Here is a 17260-nt window from a genome sequence, read left to right on the forward strand (position 1 = left end):
TGCCGTGATCTCCTCTACCCGCGTCCGCACGCCACTCACCCTATCGCCGCCGACTACAGACCCAGGTACTGCTCCAGCTCGTAGGGGGTGACCTGGCTGCGGTAGTTCTCCCATTCACGCCACTTGTTGCGCAGGAAGTAGTCGAACACGTGCTCGCCGAGCGCCTCGGCGACCAGCTCGGACTTCTCCATCTCGCGCAGCGCGATGTCGAGGTCGGTGGGCAGCTCGCGGTAGCCCATCGCGCGCCGCTCGGCGGAGGTCAGCGCCCACACGTCGTCCTCGGCCTCGGGGGCGAGCTCGTAGCCCTTCTCGATGCCGCGCAGACCGGCGGCCAGCAGCACCGCGAACGTCAGGTAGGGGTTGCACGCCGAGTCCGGGGTGCGGATCTCCACGCGGCGCGACGACGCCTTGTTCGGCGTGTACATCGGCACGCGCACCAGCGCCGAACGGTTCGACGGACCCCAGCACGCAGCCGTGGGGGCTTCCCCGCCGTGCACGATGCGCTTGTAGGAGTTCACCCACTGGTTGGTGACGGCGCTGATCTCGTTGGCGTGCTCGAGGACCCCGGCGATGAACGCCTTGCCGGTCGCGGAGAGCTGCAGCGGATCGTCCGGATCGTGGAAGGCGTTGTTCTCGCCTTCGAACAGGCTCATGTGCGTGTGCATCGCCGAGCCGGCGTGCTCACGGAACGGCTTGGGCATGAAGGTCGCGCGCACACCCTCCGCCATCGCGATCTCCTTGACCACGTAGCGGAAGGTCATCACGTTGTCGGCCATCGACAGCGCGTCGGCGTAGCGCAGATCGATCTCCTGCTGGCCGGGGGCGGTCTCGTGGTGGCTGAACTCGACCGAGATACCCATCGATTCGAGCGCGTCGATCGCGTGCCGACGGAAGTGCGGGGCCGAGCGGTGCACGGACTGGTCGAAGTAGCCGCCGTCGTCGGCCGGGACCGGGGGCCGGCCGGGCTCACCGTTCTCGACGAGGAAGAACTCGATCTCGGGGTGCACGTAGCAGCTGAAGCCCAGATCCGACGCCTTGTTCAGCTGGCGGCGCAGCACGTGCCGCGGGTCCGCCCAGCTGGGGGTGCCGTCCGGCATGGTGATGTCGCAGAACATCCGCGCCGAGTACTGGTGCCCGCGATCGTCCATCCACGGCAGCACCTGGAAGGTCGTGGCGTCCGGCCGCGCGACCATGTCGGCCTCGGAGATGCGGGAGAAACCCTCGATGGCCGAGCCGTCGAACCCGATGCCCTCCTCGAAGGCTCCTTCGAGTTCGGCCGGGGCGATCGCCACGGATTTGAGCGTACCGACGACATCGGTGAACCACAGGCGCACGAACCGAATGTCGCGCTCTTCGAGGGTGCGGAGCACGAACTCCTTCTGGCGATCCATAGTGGCGAGACTAGGCATTGGGAGTTAACTCCGTGTTACATCGGCGAGTTATCGATGCGGCGTGTCGCTCACAGCCGCTACAGGTCAGCAGTGCGGGTCGGATTCGGGCACCTCGAGGGACACCAGATACCGGGTCACCGGGTCGTCGACGCACCCCTCCCCGTCGAGCACCACGGTGTGCTGGGTACCGGTGAAACTGATGAGCGCGCCGCCGAGATGACGGGCCAGATCCACGCCGGCCTGATAGGGGGTCGCGGGATCCTCGGTCGTCGAGACCACCAGCACCGGAGGCAATCCCGGAACCTCCGGCGTGTGCGGCTCGCCGGTGTTCGGCACCGGCCAGAACGCGCACAGATCCAACGGGGCCTGCCCGGTTCCGCGGCCGTCGTCGAGGAACGGCGCTGCCTCCCGGAACCGGGTGTCGGCCTCCCCGGCCAGGGCCCGGTCGGTGATCCGCGGATCGTCGACGCACCGGATCGCGTTGAACGCGTCGTTGATGTTCGTATAGGTGCCGTCCTCGCCCCTGCCCTCGTACATGTCCGCCAGCAACAACAACGTGTCGCCGTTGCCGTCGGCCAGCGACCGCAGGCCGCCGCGCAGCGACCCCCAGAGACTCGGCGAGTACAAGGCCTGCTGCACACCGGTGATCGCGTCGCGGTGGCTGAGCCCGCGCGGGTCGGTGGTGCGGGCCGGGGCGGTGATCAGCGGGTCGACGAGCGCCCGGAACCGCGCGACGGCCTGCGCCGGATCGGTGCCGAGCGCGCAGGTGTCGTAGCGGGCGCAGTCCGCGGCGAACGCGTCGAACGCCCGCTGGAAACCGGCGGCCTGCAGCACCACCTCGTCGACGGGTTCCTGCTCGGGGTCGAGCGCGCCGTCGAGGACGAGGGCGCGGACCCGGTCGGGGAACGTCTCGGCGTAGACCGTGCCGAGCCGCGTGCCGTACGAGAAGCCCAGGTAGTTGAGCTTCTCGTCGCGGAGCACGCCGCGGATGACGTCCATGTCGCGGACCACCTCGCGCGTACCGACGTGGGCGAGCAGATCGAGTCCGGACCGCTCGGCGCACGCGTCCGCGTACTCCTGGTTCCGTTTCTCGCTCGCGGCGATGCCCTCGGGGGACATGTCGCCGTCGTCGAGGGCCCGTTCCGCGTCGGTCTCCGCGTCGGTCAGGCAGCGCACCGCAGGCTCGGACGCGCCGACCCCGCGCGGATCGAAACCGACGACGTCGAAACGTTCCGCGAGTTCGGTGGACGCGGCGACGGTGGCCATGCCCAGACCGGATGCCCCCGGTCCGCCCGGGTTGACCAGGAGGGATCCGATCCGGTCACCGCTCGCGGCCATCCGGGAGATCGCGATCTTCGCGGTCGCCCCGTCCGGGTCGTCGTAGTCGAGGGGAACGGTGATGCGGGCACATTCCGCGCCCTCGCGCCTGAGGCGGGGACCGTCCGTGCCGTAACCCGTGCAGGATTCCCAGTTCACGGGCTGGGTGTAGAACTGCTCCAATCCGTCCGGAACTCCGACAGGCTCGGCCGGGACCGCCCTCGTGGTGTCCGACGGGGAGCCGCAGGCGGTGGCCAGCGCGAGACCGGCGACTGCCAGGCCGGTGAGGACACGGGATCGCAGTCCGGAGGTGAGGATCGGCACTCCAGCGATGCTAGCGACGCACGGTCCGGCGCCGCCGCGAGCGACCGCAGCCGGGCAGCTGCGACGAGCGGGAATGTGACCAATCGCACGACCCGCCCGGTACACGCGCGGAGCGTGCGGTGGCAGACTCGAGATCGTCATCACCAACCCGGGGACCCCGCACGGGCCTCGAGGCAGAAAGGGACAGCGATGTCCGACAACATGACTTCCGTGTACGGCGGCGCTGCCGCGTCCGATGCCCCCAAGCGCAAGACTCGCGTGCATCACCTGCAGGCGATGAAGGCCGAGGGTCGACGCTGGGCCGAGCTGACCGCCTACGACTACTCGTCCGCACGCATCTTCGAGGATGCTGGCATTCCGGTGCTGCTCGTCGGCGATTCCGCCGCGAACGTCGTCTACGGCTACGACACAACCGTCCCGGTCACCGTCGACGAGATGCTGCCGCTGGTACGCGGCGTCGTCCGCGGCGCACCGCACGCGCTGGTGATCGCCGACCTGCCGTTCGGCACGTACGAGGCGTCCCCCGAGCAGGCCCTCGCGACTGCGATCCGGTTCATGAAGGAGGGCGGCGCCCACGCGGTGAAGCTCGAGGGCGGCGAGCGGGTCGCCCCGCAGATCGCGGCGATCACCGCGGCCGGTATCCCGGTGCAGGCCCACATCGGTTTCACCCCGCAATCCGTCAATACCCTCGGCGGGTTCCGGGTGCAGGGCCGCGGCGACGGCGCCGAGCAGCTGATCCTCGACGCGATCGCGGTCCAGGAGGCCGGCGCGTTCTCCGTCGTGATGGAGATGGTTCCGGCCGAGCTGGCCGGTCAGGTCACCCGCAAGCTGACCATCCCCACCGTCGGCATCGGTGCGGGCAACGAGTGCGACGCGCAGGTGCTCGTGTGGCAGGACATGGCCGGCTACACCAGCGGCAAGACCGCCAAGTTCGTCAAGAAGTTCGGCAACGTCGGCGACGAACTGCGCCGCGCCGCGGCCGACTACGCCGCCGAGGTCGCTGCGGGCACGTTCCCGGGCCCCGAGCACTCCTTCTGATCCCACCCCCTGATCCCCACGCCCCGACGGGTGTCACGGCCACGCCGTGGCACCCGTCGTCGGCATTCGGGGCCGGCAATCCACCGCGCATCTCCCGGGATGGCCTCCGGGCCGGTCCTCCGGTTACAGTGACCGCCGGTAGCGGGCGGGACCGATCGGTCATGTCCGGGGGTATCACGGACATCCTTGGGGGGCTTTGGGATGAAGCGTCGTCGATTCCTGCAGGCATCGACCTTGGCGGCTGCTGCCGTCGCGTTCGGGCCGGGGCTCGCAGGAACGCGGTCCGCTTCCGCACTGCCCGTGGGGGCCGATGCCTACCTGCGTCTGGTGCCCGAACTGTTCGCCGCTCCCCCAACCGCGCCCGACCACTCCGAGGTCATCGTCGTCGGATCCGGCTTCGGGGCCAGCGCCGCGGCGCTGCGCCTGGCCGAGTCCGGCAGTCGCGTCACCGTCCTCGAGCGCGGCCTGCGCTGGCCGCGAGATCCGCAGCGGGAGATCTTCACCACCGACCTGCTCGCCGACGGCCGCGGCCTGTATCACCGCGTGGCGTTCATCGGCCCCACCGGTGTCCCGGTGACCTGCGACGACTTCGCCGGGGTCCTCGACGTGGTCGACTACCCCAACCTGTCGGTGTGGCGCGGCGCCGTGGTCGGCGGCGGCTCCGTCGTGTTCACCGGCGTGATGATCGCGCCCGAGCAGCGCTTCTTCGAGCATGTCTTCGGCTCGCGGCTCGACTACCGGGAGATGACCTCCACCTGGTATCCGAAGGTGCGCTCCATGCTGCGCCTCGATGCGATGCCCGACGACATCTACGGCGCCCCCGAATTCACGCACTCGCGGCGGTGGGACGCGGACGCCCGCGCGGCCGGCTACAGCCCGCATCGAATCGACGGGATCTGGAACTGGGACGTCGTGCGCGACGAACTCGCCGGGCGGGTGCGGCGCTCGGCGATCGCCGGCGAGAGCAACCTCGGCAACTCCAACGGCGCCAAGTTCGACCTCACGCAGAACTACATTCCGGCCGCCGAGGCCACCGGGCGCGCACTCGTGTGCCACGCGCACCGCGTGCTCGCCGTCGGTCAGGAACCCGACGGCCGTTACCGCGTCGACGTCGAGGTCGTCGACCCCTTCGGCACCGTGCTGCGCACGCGGACACTCACCTGCGACAGGCTGGTGCTCGGCGCCGGATCGATCGGCACCACCGAACTGCTGCTGCGCGCCCGCCACACAGGCGCGCTGGCGAACCTCGACGAACGCGTCGGTCGTGGCTGGGGCACCAACGGCGACGCCGTGCTGGTCCGCTCGTTCGCGGTCACCGACGGATTCGCCGGCGACCAGGGCGCCCCGTCCGCCTCCCGGATCGTCGACGAATCGGGCATGCCGCTGAGCCTCGAGAACTGGTTCGTCGCGGGCACCGCCAAGGACGTGGGCATGCTGGCCTCGCTCGGCATGACCCTCGACCCGCGCCGCGCCGAGGTCACCTACGACGCCGGCGCCGGCCGTGCCGTCGTGAACTGGCCGTCGGGTGGCGAACGGGAGGGCGTGGAAGCCCTGCGCGCCGTCCACAACGCGATGGCCGAGGCCGGGGGCACCGTGCCGGGCGCGCGGCCGATGGCTCCGGACGTCAACGCGTCCTTCACCGCCCATCCGCTGGGCGGTGCCGTCCTCGGCGAGGTCACCGACGGCTACGGTCGCGTGCACGGTCATCCGGGCCTGTACGTCGTCGACGGCGCCCTGATCCCGGGCAGCACCGGCACGGTGAATCCGTCGCTGACGATCGCCGCGCTCGCCGAACGCAACATCGCGCGGATCATCGCCGAGCGCGGCTGACAGGTGACGGACGGCACCCCCGCCGTGCGGTCCGCGGGTGGCAGACTCGGTATCGACATCGACCGCCCGACCTCCGAGGTGACTCCATGACCGGATTCCGACGCACGCTGACCGCGGCCGTCGTCGCTGCTGCCACGATCACCGTGCTCGGTGCCTGCGCCCCGGGATCCGAACCCGCGCCGAGTGGTTCGACCAACCCCGCGCCGCCGACCGCCGAGACCACTGCCCCGGCGGCGCTGCCGGGCGGGGTCACCGAGACGCAGGCGGCGGATCTGTGCACGCGGATGGAGGGGGAGCTGCAGAGCTGGCGCACCTATACCCCGTCGATGAGCAAGCCCGGCCTGAACCTGCTCGTCGGCGAGTGGGCCGCCACGAACGGCATCGATCTGATCGCCCTGGCCGGTGACCGCGCCCGCATCGACGAGATCACCACCACGCAGTGCCCGGACGTTCGCGACGAGGCGCTGAGGGCACTCGAGATCCCCGACTTCGCGTCGGCGCTCGTGGGCTACTGATGACCGAGTTGCGCAAGCCCTATCCGCCGATCGAGCCGTACGAGCAGGGCATGCTCGACGTCGGTGACGGCCAGCAGGTGTACTGGGAGGTCAGCGGAAATCCGGACGGCAAGCCTGTGGTGTTCCTGCACGGTGGCCCGGGTGGCGGCACGTCCCCGCTGCACCGGCAGTTCTTCGATCCCGACGCATACCGCATCGTGCTGTTCGACCAGCGTGGTTGCGGTCGGTCCCTGCCGCACGTCGCGGACGGCGCGGACCTGTCGACGAACACCACCGGCCATCTGCTGCGGGACATCGAACTGCTGCGCACCCGGCTCGGGATCGATCGCTGGCAGGTCTTCGGCGGATCGTGGGGATCGACGCTCGCGCTGGCGTACGCGCAGAAGCATCCCGAACGGGTCACCGAACTCGTGCTGCGCGGGGTGTTCCTGCTACGGCGCAGCGAGATCGACTGGTACTACAACGGTGGGGCCGGGCAGATCTTCCCGGACCTGTGGGAGAAGTTCTGCGCCCCGCTGGCGGGTGCGGAGCCCGGCGAGCATCCGGTCGACACCTACCACCGGCTGCTGCACTCCCCCGACCCCGAGGTCGCGCTCGACGCGGCGGTCGCCTGGTCGACCTGGGAGGGTGCGACGAGTTCGCTGCTGCCGCGGCCGGAACACGTCGCCGAGACCGGGGAGCCGCGCTTCGCGCTGGCGTTCGCCCGCATCGAGAACCACTACTTCCACCATCGCGGATTCCTCGACGAGGGTCAGTTGCTGCGGGATGCGCACCTGCTGAACGGCATTCCCGGGGTCATCGTGCAGGGACGCTACGACGTGGTGTGCCCGGCGGCGAGCGCGTGGGCACTGCACCGGGCGTGGCCGGAGTCGACACTGCACATCGTCGACGACGCCGGGCACGCCGCGAACGAGCCCGGCATCACCCACCATCTCGTCGAGGCCACCGACCGATTCCGGTGATCCCCGTTCGGTCTCCTCAGCCGGCGAGGAGGCCGAATCCGACGACGGCCGGGTCCGATGCCCAGTCCAGGCTGTGGACCCGGATCCGGCCCATCTCGTTGCCGCCGACCGTGATCGCGGTGGTGCCGTCGACCGCGACGACGATATTGGTGTGCTGACCGACCCAGCTGGTGTTGTCGTAGAGCACCACGTCACCGACCTCGGGTCCACGGCCGGAGCCGGCGGGCACGAAGCGGCCCTCCTGCTCGTAGTACTCCTGCAGCGTGTACACGCCGGGGATCCGCCAGTGCCCCGAATTGGGGTTGGACAGCGGCATTCCGGCTTCGCGCATGATCCAGCTGACGAAGTCGGCGCACCACGGTTCCTTCACGCCCTCGGAATAGAAGGTGCCGGGCCGCTGCGCGTCGTGTTCCTGCTCGAGCAACTCGACGACGCGGGCCTGCTGCGGCGACAACGCGGTCGTGTCGATCTCCGGGAACGGTTCGGTGTCCCACGGCAGATAGCGGCTCGGCGCGAGCCACAGCACGAACCCGGCCACGACCGCGAGTACCGCGACGACGGCAACGAATACGGCAGCGAGACGGCGATTCCGGGAGCGGCCGGAACCGGGCGTGGCGTCGGATCGGGTGTCGGTCACGCCGTCGACGGTACCGTCGGTGGCGAGTACGCGAACTGCACCTTGCGCGTCACCGGGTCGGCCACGTCGAGCGTGACCCGTACGTGGGTGCCGTCGTCCGGCTCGCCGCTGCACGGGGCGATGACGGTCTCGGACGGGACGAACACCTGCGCGTCGCGCCGGCCGTTCGCGCCCCGGATGACGGTCGCGTCGAACTGTTCGCCCACCCGCGGCGCCAGCACCGTCGCCTCGGTCAGGTCGATGCACGTGCGGGCGATCTTCCCGGCGATCGAATCCGACGCCGACATGATGTCGGGCATCGCGGCCAGCTCGTCCCGGATCTGCTGCGGCACCGGCTCGCCCGCGCTGACGGCCAGGCACACCTCGGTGGCGTAGCGGTCCGACAACCGGCGCAGCGGCGCGGTGACGTGTGCGTAGGGCGCTCCGATCGCGCCGTGCACGAGAAGATCCGGCAGCGACCCGTCGAGCAGTCCGTACGATGCACCGCGCAGCAGCGCCGGTGCCTCGCTCATGAGCACCAGCGTGGTGGGCAGGTTCGCGTCCAGGCCCGCCAGGAAGTTGCCGACGGACACCTCCGCCGGCCACGGAACGTTCAGCGCGGCGGCGGTGTGCCGCAACGCTGCGACCGCTTCCGAGTCGGCGGGCGGCAGCGTGCGCAGCAGCCCGACCTTCGCCTCGATCATCATCGACGCCGCGCACATGCCGGTCAGCAGCGACACCTGTGAGTTCCAGTCGTCGGCCGCGGTGCGCGGTTCGATCTGCAGCGTCCAGCCCTTACCGTCGGCGACGACATCCTGCTCCGGCAGCCGCAACTCGATCGCGCCGCGCGCCCGCGCTGCGGCCTGACGCAGGCGACCGAAATCGGGCAGCGCCGCGATCGACGGATGCAGCGTCCCGGCCACCGCGTCGGCCTGCACCCCGGCGTAGTCCAACCGCGCAGCCGAACGCACCAGCGCCCGCCGCACCGACACCGAGACGGGTTCAGCGGCCGCGTCGAGTTCCATCCGCCACAGCGCCGCGGGCCGGATCTCGCCGGGCAGCAGGCTCGCCGAACCCTCCGCCAACGCCCGCGGATGCAGCGGTACCGAACCGTCCGGCAGGTAGTAGGTCTGGCCGCGCTTGTGGCTCTCCTTGTCGATCGCACCACCCGGTTCGACGACGGCGTGCACATCGGCGATCGCGTAGTGCAGGACGAACCCGCCGTCAGCGGTGCGTTCGAGATGCAGCGCCTGATCGAGGTCCATCGACCCGGGAGGATCGATCGTCACGAGCGGCAGGTCCGTGTGGTCCTCCCGCTGGGCTGCGAAACGGTCGACGGTCTTCTCCGCTTCCGCGATCGCGGACGCGGGGTAGCGGTCGTCGAGCGCGAATTCGGCGCGGACGGCACCGAAGTCGATCGCGGGCGCGACGACAATGCGTGTGTTCACCACGGGCGCGTGAGGCTCCTCAGTTGTTCCACTCTTCGTCGGCGGCATCCGCGGCCTTGTTGCGTTCGGCCGCGATCTCGAGCGCACGCTCGGCGGTGGCACGGTCCGGATAGGGGCCCATCCGATTCAGCGCGTTGGGGTCCTTGCCCTGGGAGACCTTGCCGGTGCTCACGTCGTAGTACCAACCGTCGTCACTCATATCGACAGTCTGCCGCACCGGTGGGCGAGAACGGGCCGAACCCGCCGGTCGGGCGTGGCTGGTACCGTCGCGTCCGGTCCCCCGAACCCGAAACGAGAGCCGAGGAGAACCGCATGTCCTACCTGATCTTCGACAACCTGCTGCCCTACCTGGGTGCCGACGCGGCTACCTACTGGGCGCAGCTGCTGGTGGTCGGCCCGCTCTGATCGGACCCGTTCCGGTCACCCGGCGGTGCCCGTGAAGGGCGGACGAGTCGGCCTGTAAGCCGGATCCTGTCCCCCGCCGAGGCGGGGTGGCGACCATCCATCTGGGCACACCGTCACCGGGTACCTCGAGCGGTCCACCCGCAGGCTCGGGCGAGCAGCCCTCGAACACCTGCGCAGCCGCACCGCTGCCCCGTGGGGGCGGCGGTGCGGCCTTCGACCTTGCTCCGGGCGGGGTTTACCGAGCCACCCCGGTCACCCGGGGTGCTGGTGCGCTCTTACCGCACCGTTTCACCCTCACCTGCCCCGAAGGGCAGGCGGTCTGTTTTCTGTGGCACTGTCCCGCGAGTCACCTCGGGTTGCCGTTAGCAACCGCCCTGCTCTGTGGAGTCCGGACTTTCCTCGGCTCGGGGCCTGACACCATGTGGTGCCGGTTCCCTGATCCGCGGCCGCCCGGCCAACTCGTCCGCGTCGACCACCATACTGCCCCGTCTGTCGGTTACGCGAACTACGGTGCCGTCCATGACGCGTTACGTGGCTCTGCTGCGAGGGATCAATGTCGGCGGCATCACCATCAAGATGGCCGACCTGAAGGATGTGTTCACCGGACTCGGCTACGGCGACGTGCGTACGGTGCTCGCCTCCGGCAACGTCGTGTTCGACTCGGAGAACACCGACCCTGCCTCGCTGAAGGCGGACATCGAGGCGGCTCTGGGCGTCCGATTCGGTTACGAGGCGTTCGTGTTCGTGCTCGAGCAGGCCCGACTCGCCGGTCTCGCCGATGCCTGCCCGTTCGAGGAGAACCGGGACGGCTGGCACACCTATGTCGTGTTCGTGGCCGACCCCGTCGTGCGCGAGGAGTTGCTCGGTGTCGCCGTGGACCCGCAGATCGAGCGGACCGCACCGGGCGACGGCGTCGTCTACTGGCACGTCGTCAAGGGGTCGACGCTGAGCAGCGCGTTCGGCAGGTGCACGGGGCGTGCACGGTACAAGTCCGTGACAACGACGCGGAATATGCGTACGCTCCGCAAATTGCAGACGTAAGCGGACTCCCACGGCCGGGGAACAACGTTCTCGGGTCTTTCGGAGTACGGGGGGAGCTTTCGGAGGGGCGGGGCTTGACGACTACACCGGATCCGGTGACCACCGTCGAGGAATCGTCGGTGGAGCGCATGCTCCGCATCTTCGACGTCGTACCCAAGGGCGAGAACCGATTCACCGGCGAGAGCGACGGCGGCGGCCGGCGTGTCGCCGATGCGACCCAATTGCTCGCCCAGGCGATCGTCGCGACCGCGAAGCGTTTCCCCGACAAGGAGATCCGGTCCGTGCGGGCGGTGTTCGTGCGGGCGGTCGACTCGGAGGTTCCGGTCGACTTCGAGGTCGACGTGCTGCACGAGGGCCGCACGATGGCCGACGCGGAGGTCACGGTCCGGCAGAACGGCCGCAGGCACGCGATGGTCTCGGTGCTCGCCGACGTGCCCACCGGCGACGTCGTCCGGCACCACGCGGCCCGGCCTCAGGTCGCCGGTCCCGAAGCCGCTCATCCGGTGCACATGCCGATGACCGGCCGCGACCTGCGGGTCGTCGACGTGGTGGACGTCCGCAGCCCGGAGGAGGTCGGGCCCCCGGAACTGCACGCGTGGTTGCGCTACGACCCCGTACCCGAGCGCGCCGACCTCGCCAAGGCGCTGCTCGCGCACTTCACGAACCATCTGTCGGTGTCGGCGACGCTGCGCCCGCACGAGGGCGTGGGCACGAGCCAGGCGCACCGGACGATCTCGACCGGGGTCATGACGGTCACGGTCGGCTTCCACGAACCGGTCCGCTGGGACGGCTGGCTGCTGTACTCGCACGAGAGCACCCAGGTCGGTTCCGGCATGTCGTACGTGCGCGGTCAGGTGCACACCGAGTCCGGCGACCTGCTCGCGTCGTTCACGCAGGAGGCGATGATCCGGCCGATCCGGCCCGAGGACGCGGCGATTCCGGCCGCTGCTCGGCTGTGAGCACACCTCGAACCGCGCCCGACCGATCCGAACGAGGACACCCATGAGCACAGGAACCGACAGCACCCGCTCCCCGGGCTTCGCGGCCCGGCCCGACTACCGCGTCGACATCCACGCGCGCCGCAACCTGGTGCGCGCAACCCTCAACGGCGTGCGCCTCGCGGAGACGAGCAGGTCGCTGCTCGTCGACGAACAGGACCACGGACTGGTCTTCTACTTCCCCCGCGCCGACGTCCTCGTCGACCTCGCGCCGTCGGACGCCCCGTCGACCCGGTGCCCGTACAAGGGGGAAGCCACCTACTGGAGCGTCGAGGGCGACGGCGGTGAACCGTTGTGCTGGAGTTACGACGATCCGTACGAGCAGGTCGCTCGTCTGCGCGGGCACGTCGCGTTCTACCAGGACCGCGTCGACGTGTCCGTGCACCAGGCACATCCCGCGGTCTCCGGCCGCTGAAGACAGACCCGCTGAAGACAGGCAGGAACCCGAATGGCACGCAAGCTCAGGAATCTCGCGATGATCGCCGTCGCGGGAATCACCGTCGCGGCGCCGCTCGCCGCGCCGGTGGCCGCGGCCGACCCGGCCGGTCGCTCCGGCGAGTACACCGATTTCTACCTGCCACCCGATCCGCTGCCGGCGGGCTCCCCGGGGGAGGTGCTGCGCGTCGAGCCGTCGGTGGCGGCGATCGTGCCCGGCACCCCCCTCGCCATCGACGCCACCGTCACCCGGGTGATGTACCGGAGCGTCGGCGCGGCCGGCGGCCCCGTGGCCGTCACCGGCACCGTGCTGGTCCCCACACTGCCGTGGGCCGGGACCGGACCGCGGCCGACGGTGATCGTCGGTCCGGGAACGCAGGGCATGGGCGACCAGTGTGCGCCGTCGAAGCTCATGGTCTTCGGCCAGGAGTACGAGTATCTGCAGATCGCTCCGTTGCTCGCGCGCGGCTACGCCGTGGCCGTCACCGACTACGAGGGCCTGGGCACGCCGGGGATCCATCCGTACCTGAACCGCGAATCGCAGGGTCACGCGATGCTCGATCTGGCGCGGGCCGCACGGTCGCTGACCGAGCTGGGCATCGCCGAGGACACCCCATTCGCGTTCTGGGGATATTCGCAGGGCGGAATGAGCTCGGCGGCCGCCGCGGAATTGAAGGACAGCTACGCACCCGAGTTGCCGGTGGTTGCGGCGGTCGCCGGATCCCCGCCCGCGTCCCTGGCCGATCTCGCCGTCGCCGGCGACAGCTCCATCCTGTCCGGTGGCATCGGCTGGGTCGTCAACGGCTTCGTCGCGGCCTACCCGGACGATGCCGAGGAGATGCTCGCGGTGTTCAATCCCGAGGGTCGCGAGGTTCTGGACCGGGCCGCGGACTCCTGCGTGTACGACTTCCCGCTGATGAATCCGTTGGCGCCCACCACCCGGTACACGCTCGACGGGCGGCCCATCGCCGAGTATCTGTCGGCGGAGCCGTGGGCGAGCGCGGTGAAACGGCAGGAACTGGGCAACACCCCTCCGTCGATCCCGATGTTCGTCGGGCAGAACGCCGCCGACGATCTCGTGCTCGTGACAGGCGTCGACAAGATGGTCGGGAAATGGTGCGCCGCAGGGGTATCCGTCGACTATCAGCGGTATCCCCTCCCGCCGGTCCTGGAGAAGACCGTCGTCGGGCACGGGGTCGGGTTGCTACCCGCGGCCGCGCAGGGTCTGCAGTGGCTCGACACGCAGTTCGCCGGCGGACCGACCGGCAACAACTGCGGCGCCTGAGCCTCAGCCGCCCGTCACCACCGGTCCGACGTCACCTCCGCACCGTCACAGGTGCGAGGTGTCGTTGACCAGCCGCACCGAGGATCCGCCGTCGGCGAAGAACTCTGCGATCGACAGCGACGCCAGATCCAGGTGCAGCCGGTACAGCAGCGAGGGCCCGGCGTCGAGCGCGAACTGCAGCATCGTCTTGATCGGCGTGACGTGCGAGACCAGCAGCACGGTCCGTCCCGGATACTCCCGGATCAGCTCGTCGCGGACCTTCGCGATGCGCGCGTTGACCTCGTCGAAGCTCTCCCCCTGCGGCGGCCGCACGGAGGTGTCGCCGAGCCACGCGCGGTGCAGATCCGGGTCCCGGTCCGCCGCTTCGCGGAAGGTCAGGCCCTCCCAGGCACCGAAATCGGTTTCGGTGAGACCGTCGTGCACGGCCACGGGCAGGTCCAGGGCCCGGCCTGCCGCCGCGGCGGTGGCGCGTGCCCGGTCCAGCGGCGACGAGACGATCGCCGCGACGCCGCCTCGCTCCCCGATGCGGTTCGCCGCAGCCTCGGCCTGCGCACGACCGAGATCGGTGAGTTGCGGGTTGCCCCGCCCCGAATAGCGCCGTTCGACCGACAGCGGGGTCTGGCCGTGCCGCAGCAGCAGGAACCGGGTGGGTGAGCCGACCGCTCCGGTCCAGCCGGGTGCGGTGTTCTCGGCCGGTGCGGTCGTGGGAGCCTCCACCGCGACCGGGTCGACAGGGACTACCGGGTCGACTACCCCGACCACCCCGGCGGCTGCGGCGTCCATCGCCTCGTTGGCGAGCCTGTCCGCGTACGCGTTCTGCATGCGCGGGATCCACGTGAACTCGACGCGGCCGAAACCGGCCGCGAGCTCCCGGGCCCGGGCCGCGAGCGGAATCATGTCCGGGTGCTTGATCTTCCAGCGTCCCGACATCTGTTCGACGACGAGTTTCGAATCCATGCGCACGTCGACGGCGTCGGCGCCGAGTTCGCGGGCCGCGGTCAGACCCGCGATCAGCCCCCGGTACTCGGCGACGTTGTTGGTGGCGATGCCGATGCTCTCGCTGCGCTCGGCCAGCACCGTGCGGCGGTCGGCGTCGAACACGACCGCGCCGTAGCCGGCCGGACCCGGATTGCCGCGCGAGCCGCCGTCGGCTTCGACGACGACCGTCGTCACTGCCCGGCTTCCTTGCGGACCAGGATCGCGTTGCATTCGGGGCAGCGCGCCAGCACGTCGGGCGCCGCGGCGGTGATCCGGGCGATCTCGCCGCGGTCCAGTTCGAGGCGGCACGCGCCGCAGCGGCGGCCCTGCAGCAGCGCTGCGCCGATGCCTGCGCGTTCGCGCTGCTTGTCGTAGGCAGCGACGAGGTCGGCGGGGAACGAGTCGACGAGGGTGGCACGGTCGGTGCGGCAGCGCTGCTCGGCAACCTCGATGTCGGCGAGCGCTTCGTCGCGCAGCCGCTCGCCCGCGGCGATCTCCTCGTCGATCTTCGAGACCTGCGCGCCCGCGTGATCGTGATCGGCCTTGGTTGCCTCGCGCCGTTCCATGACCTCGAGGAGCTCGTCCTCGAGTGCCGCCTGACGACGTTCGAGGCTGTTCAGCTCGTGCTGCAGTTCGGTGAGCTGCTTCGCGCCGACCGTTCCGCTCTCGAGGAGCTTGCGGTCGCGATCACCACGCTGGCGGACCGCATCGACCTCGGACTCGAGTTTGCGGATGTCCCGGTCGAGGTCGTCGAGGACGATCTCGACGGCGACGGCCGCGTCCTTGCGGCTGGTGCGCTCGGCTTCGAGACGTTCGACCTCCTGCTGCTCGGGCAGGGTGCGACGCCGGTGTGCGAGACGGTTCAGCTCGGCGTCCACGGCGGCGAGGGACAGAAGCTTGGACTGCACGGCGGGTTCGACGTTCACGCGGGTGGTTCCTGCTTTCGAGAACTCGGAATAGGGGCTTCGGAGAGGACGGTCGTAGCTGATTACGGTACCGCGCGAGGGCGCGTCACCGGGCGGCGGTCGTCCACGGGTCGGTGCGGAGCTCGCTGACCCGCGCGACCCACCCGGGGCGATCACCGAACGCGGCGTCGAGTACGCCGCGGGCCTGCTCGCACCACGGGTATTCGCTGGCCCAGTGCGCGACGTCGACCAGCGCCGGGCCGCCGGCGCGCAGGTGCTCGTCGGCGGGGTGGTGCCGCAGATCGGCGGTGACGTAGGCGTCGACGCCGAGTTTCGCGACCGTCCCGAGGAAAGAGTCGCCGGATCCGCCGCACACGGCCACGGTGCGGATCTGCCGGTCCGGGTCGCCGGCGCCGCGCACCCCCCATTCGGTGGCGGGCAGCGCGGCCGCGACCGTCTCGGTGAACGCGCGGAAGGTCTGCGGTTCGGGCAGTTCGCCGACGCGGCCGAGGCCCCGGGAGCTGGGCAGTTCGGCCAGTTCGAACACGTCGAAGGCGGGTTCCTCGTAGGGGTGCGCCGAGCGCAGGGCGGCGAGGACCGCCGAGCGGGCGCGGCGCGGCGCGATCACCTCGATGCGGTCCTCGGCGACCCGTTCTAGTTCCCCGACGCTGCCGATCGCCGGGTCTGCGCCGGTGAGCGGCCGGAACTGTCCGGTGCCCGAGGCGGTCCAGCAGCATTCCCGGTAGTTGCCGATCGCTCCCGCCCCCGCGGCGAACAGGGCGTCGCGCACGGTGTCGGCGGCTTCGGACGGAACCATCACGACCCACTTGTCGGTGGCCGGTTCCGGCTTCGGTTCCAGGGGCCGCAGCCCGGTCAGGCCGAGCGCCTGCGCGAGCGCGTCGGACACGCCGGGGTCGGCGCGGTCCGCGTTGGTGTGGGCGGTGAACAGGGCGCAGCCGCCGCGGATCAGTTTGTGGATCAGTGCGCCCTTCGGGGTGTGCGCACCGACGGTGTCGACGCCACGCAGCAGCAGCGGATGGTGGACGAGCAGCAGTTGCGCTCCCCACGCGAGGGCTTCGTCGACGACCGCGGCGGTCGCGTCGACAGCCAGCAGCACCTTGCTCACCGGTTCGTCGGGGTCACCGGCGACGAGGCCGACCGAATCCCACGACTCGGCCAGCGACGGCGGGTAGGCCGCCTCCAGCACCTGGATCACCTCACGCAGCCGCACCTCACGCAATGTCGCCGCCGACACGTGCCCCTCCTCGCCCGTCGTTCCGTGGTTCCGAGACGACCCTACGCGGCGGCCGCGGCGGGCAGCAGCGACAATGGGCCGGTGACTCTCCTCGTCGACACCCGCCCGCCGGTGCTGCCGTCGCCGGTGGTGTTGTTCGATCTCGACGGCACCCTCACCGATTCCGCGACCGGTGTGATCAACGGGTTCCGGCACGCGCTGACGACGCTCGGCGTCGAGGTACCGGCCGGCAATCTCGTGCGGCTGCTGGGCCCGCCGATGACCGATTCGCTGCGCGCGCTCGGCCTCGACGACGACCAGGTGGATCGGGGCACCGCCGCCTACCGCGAGTACTACGCGGCAACCGGCTGGGCGGAGAACGCCCTGTTCGACGGGGTCGAGACGATGCTGGACGCGGTGCGCGGCGCCGGGAGCCGGCTCGCGATCGCGACGTCGAAGAACGAGGTGTTCGCCGAGCGGATCCTGCGGCACTTCGGGGTGGCGGATGCGTTCGAGTTCATCGGCGGGGCCAGCCCCG

General features: G+C 70.4%; 17 protein-coding genes and 1 other RNA gene. 9 read left to right on the top strand and 9 right to left on the bottom strand.

Annotated features, from left to right (window positions below):
• Positions 1-53: 53 nt before the first annotated feature.
• Both ACN675_RS12775 and ACN675_RS12780 read right to left on the bottom strand, forming a co-directional pair.
• On the bottom strand, positions 54-1391 hold the full coding sequence (locus ACN675_RS12775) for a glutamine synthetase family protein (protein WP_420751190.1): 1338 nt from the start codon (positions 1389-1391) through the stop codon (positions 54-56).
• An 84-nt stretch (positions 1392-1475) separates the two neighbouring features.
• The gene (locus ACN675_RS12780) at positions 1476-3026 is read right to left on the bottom strand and encodes an alpha/beta hydrolase (RefSeq protein ID WP_420751201.1); all 1551 of its coding nucleotides are present in this window, start codon (positions 3024-3026) and stop codon (positions 1476-1478) included.
• Positions 3027-3221: 195 nt separating this feature from the next.
• Between ACN675_RS12780 and panB the strand changes: the two genes are divergently transcribed.
• The 4 genes from panB (at position 3222) to pip (ending at position 7377) form a co-directional block, all read left to right on the top strand.
• Positions 3222-4070, top strand: coding sequence for a 3-methyl-2-oxobutanoate hydroxymethyltransferase (panB, locus tag ACN675_RS12785; RefSeq protein ID WP_197250990.1), 849 nt, complete (start codon positions 3222-3224; stop codon positions 4068-4070).
• Between the two features lie 201 nt (positions 4071-4271).
• Positions 4272-5900 (top strand): GMC oxidoreductase, encoded by a 1629-nt coding sequence (locus ACN675_RS12790; protein WP_420751191.1) that lies wholly within the window; start codon positions 4272-4274, stop codon positions 5898-5900.
• A gap of 86 nt (positions 5901-5986) precedes the next feature.
• On the top strand, positions 5987-6415 hold the full coding sequence (locus tag ACN675_RS12795; protein ID WP_420751192.1) for a hypothetical protein: 429 nt from the start codon (positions 5987-5989) through the stop codon (positions 6413-6415).
• On the top strand, positions 6415-7377 hold the full coding sequence (gene pip, locus ACN675_RS12800) for a prolyl aminopeptidase (protein WP_420751193.1): 963 nt from the start codon (positions 6415-6417) through the stop codon (positions 7375-7377). Before ACN675_RS12795 ends, pip begins: the two co-directional genes overlap by 1 nt.
• A 16-nt stretch (positions 7378-7393) precedes the next feature.
• On the opposite strand, the gene ACN675_RS12805 is transcribed toward pip, so the two are convergent.
• The 4 genes from ACN675_RS12805 to rnpB form a co-directional block, all read right to left on the bottom strand.
• Complete coding sequence (locus ACN675_RS12805; protein WP_420751202.1) at positions 7394-7915, bottom strand: CHAP domain-containing protein; 522 nt, start codon at positions 7913-7915, stop codon at positions 7394-7396.
• Positions 7916-8010: 95 nt separating this feature from the next.
• Entirely contained in the window at positions 8011-9528 is a 1518-nt protein-coding gene (locus tag ACN675_RS12810) for an RNB domain-containing ribonuclease (RefSeq protein WP_420751194.1), read from the bottom strand.
• Positions 9461-9640, bottom strand: coding sequence for a hypothetical protein (locus ACN675_RS12815; protein WP_197250984.1), 180 nt, complete (start codon positions 9638-9640; stop codon positions 9461-9463). The genes ACN675_RS12810 and ACN675_RS12815 overlap by 68 nt, the downstream gene beginning before the upstream one ends.
• A 245-nt stretch (positions 9641-9885) precedes the next feature.
• Positions 9886-10308: RNase P RNA component class A (gene rnpB, locus ACN675_RS12820), an RNA gene on the bottom strand.
• A gap of 57 nt (positions 10309-10365) precedes the next feature.
• On the opposite strand from rnpB, the gene ACN675_RS12825 reads away from it, so the two are divergent.
• From ACN675_RS12825 to ACN675_RS12840, 4 genes are all read left to right on the top strand, one after another.
• Complete coding sequence (locus tag ACN675_RS12825) at positions 10366-10887, top strand: DUF1697 domain-containing protein (protein WP_420751195.1); 522 nt, start codon at positions 10366-10368, stop codon at positions 10885-10887.
• A 128-nt stretch (positions 10888-11015) separates the two neighbouring features.
• Positions 11016-11846 (top strand): acyl-CoA thioesterase, encoded by an 831-nt coding sequence (locus ACN675_RS12830; RefSeq protein ID WP_420751203.1) that lies wholly within the window; start codon positions 11016-11018, stop codon positions 11844-11846.
• A gap of 43 nt (positions 11847-11889) precedes the next feature.
• Positions 11890-12300, top strand: coding sequence for a DUF427 domain-containing protein (locus ACN675_RS12835; RefSeq protein ID WP_420751196.1), 411 nt, complete (start codon positions 11890-11892; stop codon positions 12298-12300).
• 33 nt (positions 12301-12333) lie between these two features.
• Positions 12334-13605 carry a lipase family protein gene (locus ACN675_RS12840; RefSeq protein ID WP_420751197.1) on the top strand — a complete coding sequence of 424 codons (1272 nt, stop codon included), beginning with the start codon at positions 12334-12336 and terminating at the stop codon, positions 13603-13605.
• Positions 13606-13650: 45 nt separating this feature from the next.
• Here the strand turns inward: ACN675_RS12840 and ACN675_RS12845 are convergent, their stop codons facing one another.
• The 3 genes from ACN675_RS12845 to ACN675_RS12855 form a co-directional block, all read right to left on the bottom strand.
• On the bottom strand, positions 13651-14778 hold the full coding sequence (locus tag ACN675_RS12845; RefSeq protein WP_420751198.1) for a bifunctional RNase H/acid phosphatase: 1128 nt from the start codon (positions 14776-14778) through the stop codon (positions 13651-13653).
• On the bottom strand, positions 14775-15509 hold the full coding sequence (locus ACN675_RS12850; RefSeq protein WP_420751199.1) for a zinc ribbon domain-containing protein: 735 nt from the start codon (positions 15507-15509) through the stop codon (positions 14775-14777). The genes ACN675_RS12845 and ACN675_RS12850 overlap by 4 nt, the downstream gene beginning before the upstream one ends.
• A gap of 85 nt (positions 15510-15594) precedes the next feature.
• Positions 15595-16728 carry a Nif3-like dinuclear metal center hexameric protein gene (locus ACN675_RS12855; protein ID WP_420751204.1) on the bottom strand — a complete coding sequence of 378 codons (1134 nt, stop codon included), beginning with the start codon at positions 16726-16728 and terminating at the stop codon, positions 15595-15597.
• 96 nt (positions 16729-16824) lie between these two features.
• On the opposite strand from ACN675_RS12855, the gene ACN675_RS12860 reads away from it, so the two are divergent.
• On the top strand, positions 16825-17260 hold a 436-nt coding region (locus ACN675_RS12860), incomplete at its 3' end, for an HAD hydrolase-like protein (protein WP_420751200.1).

The sequence above is a fragment of the Rhodococcus sp. O3 genome, assembly GCF_048897285.1.
Classification (GTDB): Bacteria; Actinomycetota; Actinomycetes; order Mycobacteriales; family Mycobacteriaceae; genus Rhodococcus.